Annotated in this window: 10 protein-coding genes; 5 read left to right on the top strand and 5 right to left on the bottom strand. The window is 42.0% G+C overall.

The genetic code is table 11. From position 1 onward, the window contains the following. Positions 1-211: 211 nt before the first annotated feature. Entirely contained in the window at positions 212-868 is a 657-nt protein-coding gene (locus ACHUGF_RS17745; RefSeq protein ID WP_394133235.1) for a hypothetical protein, read from the top strand. A gap of 108 nt (positions 869-976) precedes the next feature. After that, the gene (rhlP, locus tag ACHUGF_RS17740; RefSeq protein WP_394133233.1) at positions 977-1,831 is read left to right on the top strand and encodes a rhombotarget lipoprotein; all 855 of its coding nucleotides are present in this window, start codon (positions 977-979) and stop codon (positions 1,829-1,831) included. Positions 1,832-1,962: 131 nt separating this feature from the next. Here the strand turns inward: rhlP and trhO are convergent, their stop codons facing one another. Next, positions 1,963-2,940 (bottom strand): oxygen-dependent tRNA uridine(34) hydroxylase TrhO, encoded by a 978-nt coding sequence (gene trhO, locus ACHUGF_RS17735; RefSeq protein WP_394133232.1) that lies wholly within the window; start codon positions 2,938-2,940, stop codon positions 1,963-1,965. A 208-nt stretch (positions 2,941-3,148) separates the two neighbouring features. Between trhO and ACHUGF_RS17730 the strand changes: the two genes are divergently transcribed. Beyond that, positions 3,149-3,880 (top strand): glutathione S-transferase, encoded by a 732-nt coding sequence (locus ACHUGF_RS17730; protein WP_394133231.1) that lies wholly within the window; start codon positions 3,149-3,151, stop codon positions 3,878-3,880. Positions 3,881-3,957: 77 nt separating this feature from the next. Here ACHUGF_RS17730 and ACHUGF_RS17725 read toward each other — a convergent pair whose 3' ends face one another. Then, positions 3,958-4,872: a LysR family transcriptional regulator gene (locus ACHUGF_RS17725; RefSeq protein ID WP_394133238.1), complete on the bottom strand. Its 915-nt coding sequence runs from the start codon at positions 4,870-4,872 to the stop codon at positions 3,958-3,960. A 155-nt stretch (positions 4,873-5,027) separates the two neighbouring features. On the opposite strand from ACHUGF_RS17725, the gene ACHUGF_RS17720 reads away from it, so the two are divergent. Beyond that, the gene (locus ACHUGF_RS17720) at positions 5,028-5,720 is read left to right on the top strand and encodes a type 1 glutamine amidotransferase domain-containing protein (protein ID WP_394133230.1); all 693 of its coding nucleotides are present in this window, start codon (positions 5,028-5,030) and stop codon (positions 5,718-5,720) included. Between the two features lie 61 nt (positions 5,721-5,781). After that, entirely contained in the window at positions 5,782-6,939 is a 1,158-nt protein-coding gene (locus tag ACHUGF_RS17715; RefSeq protein WP_394133228.1) for an iron-containing alcohol dehydrogenase, read from the top strand. A 326-nt stretch (positions 6,940-7,265) separates the two neighbouring features. Here ACHUGF_RS17715 and mak read toward each other — a convergent pair whose 3' ends face one another. The 3 genes from mak to ACHUGF_RS17700 all read right to left on the bottom strand — a co-directional run bounded on the left by mak (position 7,266) and on the right by ACHUGF_RS17700 (position 12,231). Then, positions 7,266-8,168: a fructokinase gene (mak, locus tag ACHUGF_RS17710; protein WP_394133227.1), complete on the bottom strand. Its 903-nt coding sequence runs from the start codon at positions 8,166-8,168 to the stop codon at positions 7,266-7,268. A gap of 60 nt (positions 8,169-8,228) precedes the next feature. Then, entirely contained in the window at positions 8,229-9,008 is a 780-nt protein-coding gene (gene cysQ, locus ACHUGF_RS17705; RefSeq protein ID WP_394133237.1) for a 3'(2'),5'-bisphosphate nucleotidase CysQ, read from the bottom strand. Positions 9,009-9,639: 631 nt separating this feature from the next. Further along, complete coding sequence (locus ACHUGF_RS17700; RefSeq protein WP_394133225.1) at positions 9,640-12,231, bottom strand: glycoside hydrolase family 3 protein; 2,592 nt, start codon at positions 12,229-12,231, stop codon at positions 9,640-9,642. Between the last annotated feature and the right edge of the window lie 13 nt (positions 12,232-12,244).

Genomic DNA, 12,244 nt, shown 5'->3' with positions numbered 1-12,244 from the left:
TGCAGCTAAAGCCTGGGTCTCACATTACCCGAAATAGGGAATTAATTGTTAATTAGGTGGGTTTATTATCCATACAATCACTTTAAGATCGATTCGCAACGCATGGCATTTTCATCATGCGTTGGTTTAAGTGATTAAGGTGGTATGCGGCGACATTGCTATTGCGTTGCTCACACCTCACAGGGCGTTATAAGCCAAAGGAGGCGTCAAATTGGAATCAGCATTAATAATAACCCTTCAAATACTAATTCTTATTAGTGTTGGCTGCATTTATTTGTTTAGAAAACTGCTCTTTTCATACTCGTCTGAAAAAGGTAAGAACTTAGCTACAAAAGAAGATATTGCTGAGATCACTGACAAAATCGAGTCAGTGAAAAACGATTATGCTCATCAATTAGAAGCCACTAAAGCAGATCTATCATCTCAATTGCAAACCAGTAGTGTTCGATATGAACGAGAGTTTGCAATTCTAGAACAACTCACTGAATTGCTTGTAGACGTACGAAATCGTGCTAATAGTTTGAGACCTGTGTTTGATAGAGTTCCTGAAGGTAAAACCGAAGAAGAAATTAAAAGTGCACGCCTTCAATCGTTATATGAAGCACGATTAAAGCTTTATGAGTTAAGAGAAAAGAAGCGACCATTTTATCCTGAAAGCATTTATGATTCGTTAACTGATATTGATAAACTTGCACATACTGAGTCAGTTAAATATCAGTATCAATCACCGTTTGACAGCAGTGGATTTGAGCAATATTGGCAGGAAGCAGAACAAAACCAAAAAGAAATTGCAGAAAAAGCTGATATTTCCATCAAATTAATACGAGCTAGAGTTATCGAATGGGAACAACTTTCAGCAGGCTTATAACAAAGCCTTCAAGTCTGATTCGCAAACGCGTGCCGAACTCGCTATCGCTCAAACATGGCACACGTTTACTCACAACTTAAAGCGTTAGCACTACCAAAAGGAATGCCGATGAAATCTAGAATATTAATCATAATACTAGGGATAGCTTTTTTAACATCATGCAGCTCTATACTTAGCCAAAATACTGGAAAGAAAACGCAATCGAGTAGTTTGATGGATTTTCTATATCCAGATGAAACAAGTCGTTCTGAACATAAACCAGAAATACCAGTTTTAAAATTACCTGTAAAAGTAGGTTTAGCTTTTGTTCCATCTAAAAATTGGGAAAGAGATGGAATTCAAGGTAAAGATCAAGTTGAACTTCTTGAGAAAGTCAAAAGTTCATTTCTTAAATATGATTATATTGATCGTATTGAAATCATACCAAGTACTTACTTAAATGGCGGAGAAGGTTTTTCAACTTTGGAGCAAGTTGGAAGGCTTTATGATGTCGATGTAATGGCGTTAGTTTCTTATGACCAAGTAACACAATCACTTGAAAATAATGCTGCTTTACTCTATTGGACAATAGTCGGTATGTATATTATCCCTGGTAATGAAAACTCTATACAAACCTTTGTTGATACGGCTGTTTTTGATATAAAAAGTAAAAAGATGCTTTTTAGAGCTCCGGGTATTAATAAACTTGAAAAAAGAACTACTGCTGTTGGAATTGACGATACGCTAGCTGAAAAGTCTCTTGAAGGTTTTGGTATAGCAGTTACAGATATGACGGTTAATTTGGATGCAGAGTTGGCTCGTTTTAAAGTGCGAGTAAAAGAAGAAAAAATTGCAAAGGTTGAGCACCGTGAAGGTTATAGTGGTGGTGCAATAAGTTATTATTTGCTTGTTTTGGTGCTCGTAGTGCTAACAAGAAAATCAACAAGGACAAAAAGCAGTTGGCTTTTGCTTCCTCGGCGCTAATTATAGTGTAACTAAACCTTTGCTATGTTTCCGAAGCCCCTATTTATCATCGCCTAACTGGTTGAGAACATTATCAAAACACAAAAAAGCACGCGAATGCGTGCTTTTATCGGTCAATCACAACAAACAAGCTACTTCTTCTGCTGTGCCTGCTTTTGCTGCTGTTTGTTGTGTCTACGCGCTGTCATCACCTGTTTAACATCACTGCCTAAATGGCTTTCACCACGGGCTTTTGCCAATTGCATTTGGCGTTCGCGTTCAATAAAGCGTGCACGCTGTTCATCTGAAATTTTGTCGATACAGTGTGGGCAGCTCACCCCTTGTACGTAATGTTCTGACTGCTTATCTTGTTCAGTGATAGGCAAACGGCAAGCATTACATTGATCATATTGACCTTTTTCTAAGTCATGATTCACTGCAACTCGGTTATCAAATACAAAGCACTCCCCTTGCCACATGCTTTGCTCTTGCTGCACTTCTTCAAGGTATTTTAAGATGCCGCCTTCAAGATGATACACCTCTTCAAAGCCTTGCTGCTTCATATAGGCCGTTGATTTTTCACAGCGAATGCCACCAGTGCAGAACATCGCTACCTTTTTGTGCTTGGCTGGGTCGAGGTTTTGTTTTACGTAATCAGGAAACTCACGGAAGGTTTCTGTGTTTGGGTTAACGGCATTTTCAAATGTACCAATTTGCACTTCGTAATCATTACGGGTATCAACTAACAGTACATCAGGATCTGAAATCAACTTATTCCAATCTTGTGGTTTCACATAGGTGCCGACCACTTCTCTCGGATCGATACCTTCAACACCCATGGTGACAATTTCTTTCTTTAATTTCACCTTAGTACGGTAAAATGGCATGTTGTCGTCATAAGACAGTTTGTACACAATATCATTCAAATTGGGCTGTTTACCTAACCAAGTTAATAACTCATCAATGGCTTGCTGACTCCCCGCTACAGTGCCATTAATGCCCTCTTTGGCCAGTAACAAAGTACCTTTTACCCCAAGCGTTTCCATTTGCGCTTGTAATTCAGGTTTTAGAGATTCAAATTCTGGTAAGGCAACAAATTTATAAAGTGCGCAAACAACGACTTGTGACATGTGTTTTCTCCGCATGCTGGAACGTAAATCCAGTGCATAAGTAAAATGGTGATCGACAAATATTGATCTAGATCAATTTTAGGCGCAGAATCTTACCTCAATCACATTAATTACGCCATAAAATCATTTACTCAATGATTGCTTAGCTATTCGTTATCGTTCCAATCAAACTGCTTAGATAGCCAACAACCAATACAAGATTTAGAACATGAATGACCATTTTATTTTATATAGTTTTAGGCGTTGCCCTTACGCGATGAGGGCTAGATTAGGCTTACATTTAAGTAGTCTTAATCCACAGATTCGAGAAATTGAGTTACGAAACAAGCCTGAACATATGTTGGCCGTTTCACCCAAAGGCACTGTTCCTGTATTAATTGTTCAGCAGGATCAGTCCTCCTCAAGTGACAAAGTATTAGAAGAAAGCCTCGATATTATGCGATTCGCCTTGGCCGAGTATCCGCGTGTTGGCTCATTTCTGCCCAACGAACAGCCCAATAAACAACAAGGCGAGTATTTATCATTAACGGCATATAAGGCTTTGCAGACTTCCTTGAGTGACAACTGCAACCAGCAACTGATTGCCAGTAATGACCAGCAATTTAAACCTTGGTTAGATAAATACAAATATGCAGACCGACATCTAGAATATTCTGAAGAGTACTACCGCGATCAGGCTTGTGTCTTTATTCAAACGCTAGAGGATTGCCTTGCGCAATCCCCATATTTGTTTGGTAAACATATTAATTTGGCTGATTTGGCGATATTTCCTTTTATTCGCCAATTTGCCCATGTTAATAAGCCTTGGTTCGAATCTAGCCCCTACCCAAAAGTAAGAGCTTGGCTAGCAGGTTTAATGCAGTCGGCCTTATTTGAAGCAGTAATGAAAAAATACCCACTGTGGCTTGATGCACCTGATAACATCACCCAATTAAAGTAGTCACCGTTTTAAGCAGGTGACTTATGCCAGTGGTGATGTTACTGCTGTTATAGACAATGGAGAGGGTTTCATAAGTTTCAACTGACAATCGGAGCATCGGTTAGCTGACCAATATGCTGTTTCAAGTAATCAATCAATAATCTCACTCGCTTTGCTTCAGCAGCGCCTTTAGGAAATACTGCATATAAAGGAATATCTGCCAATTGATACTCTGGCAATATAATCTCTAATGAGCCCTGCAACACTTTAGGCTGAACATCATAAATGGGGACTCTGCTAATGCCGTGCCCAGCTTCAACGAAGGCAGTACGCGCTGCAGCATTATTGGTACTTAAGCTGCCTGTCATCGCGATGCTGTACGAACGATTTCCTCGACTAAGTTCAATCGTTTTAGATTGCCTTTGGTAAATCACCCACTCATGCTCACTTAATTGAGCAGGCTTTTGCGGCCTGCCATGACGGTCAAGATAGTGCGGCGCAGCACATAAACAGGTTTTTAATACACTCAATTGAGTTGCTTGCAAGCCGGAATCTGCCAACGGTGCGCCGCGAATAGCTAAATCGATGCCCTGATTAAGAATGTGCTCTACATCATCGGTAAGTGATACATCTAAACTGATCTTTGGGTAGCGTTGTTTAAACTCATTGAGTGCAGGCACAATCAATTGCAAGCCCACATTCACAGGGCAAGTTAGCTTAATCAGCCCTTCAGGCTCATTTTTCACATTCTGCATTTGCTGATTTGCACTTGTGGCTTGGGTCGCAATCACTTTACAGGCTTGATAATACACTTGCCCTGCCTCAGTTAAATGAATGCTTCTGGTTGAACGATTTAACAATTTGATTTGCAACTGCTGTTCGAGCTTCTTTACGTGATAGCTAACCACCGCACGAGATAAGCCTAGTCGCTTAGCTGCACCGCTGAAACTGCCCTGCTCTATCACCTTAGCAAACACCACCATGCTTTTTAGCTGTTCAAATGACACATCCATCGTAGTTACTCCAGTCAACCCCTTGCTCATTGTATCAATAATTTGACCAATGAAGCTTAATATATCTGCATTGTTACAAAAAGTTTTGGGCAATATACTCACTCCACTTGAAAACATACCAATTAATACCCACATCTTTGATACAAGGAACCGTAATGACACACGCGAACAAACACATTTTGATGGTACTGACGTCACATGATGAACTAGGTACTACCGGTAAGAAAACAGGGGTTTGGGTAGAAGAGTTTGCAGCCCCTTACTATGTTTTTAAAACGGCAGGATTTGATATCACTATTGCTTCGCCTAAAGGTGGACAGCCACCAATTGACCCCAGTAGTGAATTACCAGACTTTCAAACCGCAGATACCCAGCGTTTTGATAAAGATGAAGAAGCTAAAGTGCAATTAGCTAACACAGTGTCACTAAGTAGTGTTAATGCTGATGATTTTGATGCCGTATTTTACCCAGGCGGTCATGGCCCATTATGGGATTTGGTCGACAACACTGACTCGATTAAGTTAATTGAGCAATGTGTGTCACAGCAAAAGCCCGTAGCAGCCGTATGTCATGCTTCTGCCGCCCTGCTTAATGCGAAAACATCACTAGGCCAATACCTGATTGCAGGGAAAGCCGTGACAGGATTCAGTAATAGTGAAGAAGATGCGGTGCAGTTATCAGAAATTGTGCCATTTTTATTAGAAGATGAATTAATCGCCCGTCAGGCTGACTATCAAAAGGCCGCTGATTGGCACCCGTTTACAGTACAAGATGGCTTAGTGATTACTGGACAAAATCCAGCAAGTTCAGCGCTCACTGCCGAAAAATTAATTGCTCAACTTAGCTAATCTGGCGTGAAAACGCATCATTCTGTGCAAAGTTGAACATCTCACATTCAGGAAATACAAAATGCTAAATTTTTCATTCCACAACACCACTAAAATTCATTTTGGTGAAGGCCAAATCAGTGCTATCGCTAAAGAAATCCCAATCGACGCCAAGGTGTTGGTCATTTATGGTGGCGGCTCGATTAAACACAATGGCGTTTACCAACAAGTGGTTAATGCACTAGAAAAGCATACTTGGTTTGAGTTTTCAGGCATTGAGCCAAACCCAAAATACGATACCTTAATGAAAGCGCAAGCTATCATTCAAGACAATAATGTTGATTACTTACTCGCTGTGGGCGGTGGTTCAGTTATCGATGGCGTGAAGTTCATTTCGGCGGCGGCCAAATTTGAAGGTGAAGACCCGTGGGATATCATCACTAAAGGCGCACCAGTGAAAGCTGCATTACCCATTGGCGCGATATTAACTTTACCAGCAACAGGATCGGAATCAAATAATGGTTCAGTGATTACCCGTGACGGCAACAAGCTACCTTGGGGAAGTCCGCTGGTTCGCCCTCAGTTCGCAGTGCTAGATCCTGCCACCACGCTTTCACTGTCTGACCGTCAGATCAGTAATGGTGTTGTCGATGCATTTGTTCATATTATGGAGCAATACCTGACCTATGACGTAAACGGTAAAGTACAAGACAGATTCAGTGAAGGTCTATTGCAAACCTTGATTGAGGAAGGGCCAAAAGCACTCGATGCTGAAACTAAAAGTGATATGGATGTTCGTGCCAATATCATGTGGTCAGCTACTATGGCGCTTAATGGTTTGATTGGTGCAGGTGTACCACAAGATTGGGCGACACATATGATTGGTCACGAATTAACTGCCAGCCACGGTGTGGATCATGCACGTACACTCTCTATTGTGTTACCAGCAGTGATGAAAGTCCGTCGCGATCAAAAGCGTGACAAGTTAGTACAATACGCGGAACGCGTGTGGCAGATCACTGACGGAACTGATGAGCAAAAGATTGATAAAGCCATTAAAGCCACAGAAGATTTCTTCAACCAGATGCAAGTGCCAACCCGTTTATCACATGTTGATGTAGACGCTGAATTTATTGATACACTGGTTAAACAACTAGAACAACACGGCATGATTAAGCTGGGTGAACATGGCGATATCGATTTAGCTGAAAGCCGTAAAATATTAATGGCTGCAGCCTAGTACTGAGACATAGTACTGAGAGTTTGTCTCACTAAAAAGGTCGCCATAAGGCGACCTTCTCGTTTGAGCCTGACTAAGCAATGACACGTAAAGCACGCAGCAAGCACATACAGGTGTGTTCGACGAAAACAACTTTATTTTTAACGGATATATGTTTTCAACGACTTTAAATGTCACCGTTTATAAAGGCAATTGAGACTATTAAACAACTGAGATGCCCCATTTATGAGGCAAACAAAAAATCCACCGTCTTTAAAAGGTGGATTTTTTTCTTTGAGCTATAATCTGTTAATGAATGCGTGTAAGCATTTGAAATCAAAACAGCTTTACTGTTCCTTACTCCAAAGCCATGCTGCACCACGTACACCTGAAGAAGCACCATACATATTCTTAACCACTAACGTGTCACACTCGCGACCAACAACATATTTAGGCAGTACCTTTGGTAACTCTGAATAAATAGCATCAATGTTTGATACACCACCACCTAATACAATCACATCAGGGTCTAGCATATTGATAAGGTGAGCAAGTGAACGTGCCAGTCTATCGATATAACGTACAAATGCCTGTGTGGCTAAAGGGTCACCGTCTGCCATCATTTGCGAAATTTGAATGCCACTATCAGCGACACCACCTGCACGGCGAAAATCTCTTACCCAGCCCGTGCCTGATATAAAGGTTTCAATACAATCTTTGTTGCCACAAAAACAAGAAGTCGAGTTAAATTCGTCCGGAGTCATCCAAGGTAAAGGGTTATGCCCCCATTCACCACCGATACCATTACCACCCCCATGAACCTTGCCATTTACAGAAAGACCGCCGCCACAACCAGTGCCGATAATTACCCCAAACACAACACCCTTACCAGCTGCAGCGCCGTCTGTGGCTTCAGATACTGCAAAACAGTTTGCATCGTTTGCCACTCTCACTTCACGCGCTAGGCGCTCACTTAAATCTTTATCTAATGGATGACCGTTAATCCAAGTAGAATTAGAGTTTTTAACCAGCCCGGTTAAAGGCGATACAACACCAGGGATGCCAACACCCACACTCCCAGTTTGCCCAGTTGCGGTTTCAGCCTCATTGACCAAACCAATGATGGCATCCAGCGTGTCAGGGTAATTTTTAGGTGTAGGTACACGTTTACGAAACAATTCCTCACCGGTTTCGGCTAAGGCAACCAATTCAATTTTTGTGCCCCCAAGGTCAACGCCCATTCGCATCATTGTTAATCTCTCCATCAATTAATTGTTGTTGCGATATTTCCCTGAGGCCACACTAAGCTGTTACGTGTGATAGCTTGTAAACCAAGCAGGGCTTGCCGCAATAAAATACGGATTTAATATCTGTTGTTTTTGGTTATATCTTAATGGCGTCATGTCTGGATAACACAGCACTTGACCACCAGCACTTTCTAACACGGCTTGCGCAGCCGCGGTATCCCATTCGCTGGTTGGTCCTAAGCGAGGATATGCATCTGCTTCACCTGTCGCGACCATACAAAACTTGAGTGAGCTCCCCACACTTTGCATGGTGTGCTCGCCAATTTTTGCTACATACTTAGCCACATCAGGGCTGATATGTGAGCGACTACCGACAATAACGGGAGCCAGACTCAACGGTCGCGTTGATATATCTAATACTTGTTGGCTAGTACCATTATCTAACCATGCCCCTAGTTCAATAGCACCATAAAAGCATTGGTTTAACACAGGTGCATACACGACACCGGCGATGGCTTTTCCTTGGTGGATTAACGCAATATTGACGGTAAACTCACCATTTCGCTTTATAAATTCTTTGGTTCCATCTAATGGGTCAATCAACCAATAAGTTTGCCACTGTTTACGCGTGTGCCAGTCAATGTCCGCCGCTTCTTCGCTCATAAGCGGGATATCACTGAACTGCGTTTGCAGCGCTGCAACTATCACCTTATGAGCAGCAATATCGGCTTCAGTCACTGGGCTGTCATCTTGCTTGTGGGTCACGGCAACATCATCTTGCTGATACTTCAACATGATGGCTTCACCAGCTGCTTTCGCTATCACGACCATGCTATCGAGCATATTACGGCTGACTGTAAACCCTGAAATCGCTTCTATTCGACTCAAAACCACATCCTTCAAATGATACCAATCAGCACAAGTATGTGATCATTCTTACTGGTTAAAATCGCTTATAACATCGTTAGAAATTTTGTAGGTAGAACAACTAGCTAGCTGCAATTCCTGCCTTGTTCTAAGCGGTTTTTTCTGTGTAATCTCTGATCACTTATTTATCCTAATTGGTATTAGTCATAAACCTGTTAATTATCAGGCATTATGCCACTAGTGATGTACTTGAGTTATAACTATTTACTCTCTGTTAGAAGCAATCGTCTTCTTAAGAATGTTACCAAGTTGTCACATTGTGATTGATACTAAGCCATGCTTAGCCGCCATTAAAGTGAAACCCTTTCAATGCATTCGTATTCAAAAGATAAACGGGAAAATGACCTAAGCTTTCTGCGCTGTAAAGCAATTGTCGCTGTAAAACGATAATCGCAGTAAAACAATAGTCGCTGTAAAACAATAGTTGCTGTAAACAATGCCAGGTAGCAGGATTAATGTGCAGAAATGTGTATTCAGCGAATCAAGGCTTACTCTAATCAAGTTAGACACTTGCTCAGAGTAACCCTGTATTCAACTTACTAAGACATTACTGACTACAGCTTATATCTGCCTTATCAGCAGCGTTAGGTTGGTACATCAAATCACTAAAGCTGATTTCTACTTTCTGTGAGGTTGCGATATAGAAAGGAACATTGATGTTACTAAAGTCTGCTTTTTGCTGACTAAAGCAACCTAAATCAATGCTCAGTTGTTGCCAGTCATTGACGTGTTTAGCATTCAACTGCGCACTAATATCGATTTCACTGCCACAATCTCTATCACAAGCCACACCAATCATCACTTTATCTTGTACTGCAGAGGCGGTTTTTATTGTGACAACAAGGCTTGCCTGATTATTAGAGTATGCACGTAAATCACGTGGGAAGTTGCTCACTAACCCGACATAGCCCATACCTTTACCGTTGAAATTAAGCTGTCTTGCATCTTCTTGTACTTCTTTATCCAATGTTCTGACTGTAACAACGTCATTAGATTGAATGCTACTTGAAATCACTTCGCGGTGGTTTTCATCACCCATAGTCAGGCGCCATGGCGCTTTAACCGCACGTTCAAATAATACCAATGGCTCAAGCGACTCGCTGCTGGCTAGGTTATCTTCAGATAGGTCGTTTGCCACTGTCGACGGTTGGTCGTATTCCAAGCCATAGCCATAGGCGAACAAAGGTTGATAGTCAGCATCATTAACATTCACGCTCGATTGCAATGGTGTGATTGGCCATGAGAAAGACAATTTGCCTGTCATCGGCACATTAATTTCACCACTGGCTTTGGTAAACAGTACATCAGCAACGCCCTGTCCTTCTGAACCCGGTAACCATGCTGCCACAAACGCATCTGATGCATTAAGTTCTGCATTGACCCACATAGGTCGGCCACTGATAAATACGGCTACAACAGGAATACCTTTTGCTTTGAAACTCTTAAGTAAAGCGAGATCTCGCTTGTCACCACGTTGATATTCAAGGTTGTCAATATCTCCGTTGCCCTCAGCGTAAGGCTCTTCACCAAACACCACAATGGCCACATCAGGTTGAGTAGTAAAGCTACCATCTACAGATAACACTGCTTTGCCACCTGCTTGCGTAACGGCTTGTTCAATACCTTGGTAAATCGAAGTCGCACCAGGGAAGTCACTGTTTTGGTTATCCGTTCCCTGCCATGTAATTGTCCAGCCACCGGATTGTTTACCAATGTTGTCAGCACCATCACCAGCAACTAATACGTTAGCAGTAGGTGATAACGGCAAAATATTTTGATTGTTTTTAAGTAACACAAGAGACTGCTGCACAGCTTGTCTTGCGACTTCACGGTGATCAGCATGACCAATTAACTCTGTTTTACCTGACAGTGGACGTTTGGCTGGGCTTGGTTTTTCAAATAACCCTGCTCTGAATTTCACCCGTAAAATACGGCTAACCGCGTCATCAATACGCGACATGCTAATTTCACCTGATTTCACCTGAGCAATGGTATTTTCATATAGTGGTTTCCACGCATCAGTTGGCACCATGTAGACATCTAATCCTGCATTAACAGCTTGCGGGCATGATTCATTCGTACAACCAGCAACTTGTCCATGACCATTCCAGTCACCGACCACAAAACCATCAAAAGCAAATCTTTGTTTCAGTACGTCAGTCATTAAATACTGACTACCGTGGTTTTTCACACCATGCCAGCTATTGAAAGAAGCCATCACCGTTTGTGCACCTGCCGCTAAGCCGCCCACATAACCTTGAGCATGAATATCAAATAACTCTTGCTCAGTCGCAATGTTATTGCCCTGATCAATACCTTTAATTGTGCCACCATCACCTAAGAAGTGTTTTACGGTTGAGATAACATGTTGATCAGATAAAAAGTCATCTTTTACGCCACCTTGTAACCCTTCTACAATCGCATAAGCATAATCTTTAACGATGCGAGGGTCCTCAGAATAGCCCTCATATGTTCTTCCCCAACGGTCATCACGTACCACGGCAACGGTAGGTGCGAACACCCAGTCAATACCCGTTACCATGACTTCTTTGGCCGTAATGGCTGCGATTTGCTCAATCAGCTTTGGATTGTTGGCTGCACCTAAGCCAATGTTATGTGGAAATAAGGTTGCGCCAATGACATTGTTGTGTCCATGAACCGCATCCGTGCCCCACATAGTTGGGATTGATGAACCGTCCAAGCTGTCATCAATCGATGCTTGATACATATCTTCTGCTAACTTGATCCAATCAGCTGGTGTAGAGTGCTTATTAGCATATGGAAAAGAGCCACCACCATTAAGGTAAGAGCCAAACCCATATTTACGCATATCTTCAACTGTAATATCGCGGATTTCAGGCTGGATCATCTGCGCCACTTTCTGTTCCAACGTCATCGTTTTCAGCAAATCCGCCACACGTTTTTCTAATGCTTCATCTAGGGCAATGGCAGGCTTTTGCTGTGGCCAGATATTAATGTCAGTCTCGAAAGGTAATGTCGGCCTTTCAACTTGTTCAGTCGGCACTTCTTCTGCGACTTCGTTAACAGGTTCATTAGATGTTTGATTACAACCAACAATCCCCATCGACAGCATAACGGTGCTGAATAAAAGGGCCTTATTATGTTTCTTGTGATTCATTTTTTATTCCTTT

This window comes from Shewanella maritima, assembly GCF_043643735.1.
GTDB lineage: Bacteria > Pseudomonadota > Gammaproteobacteria > Enterobacterales > Shewanellaceae > Shewanella > Shewanella maritima_A.
Note: the sequence above shows the minus strand (reverse complement) of the source record. Positions and strands in the feature narration are given on the sequence as shown.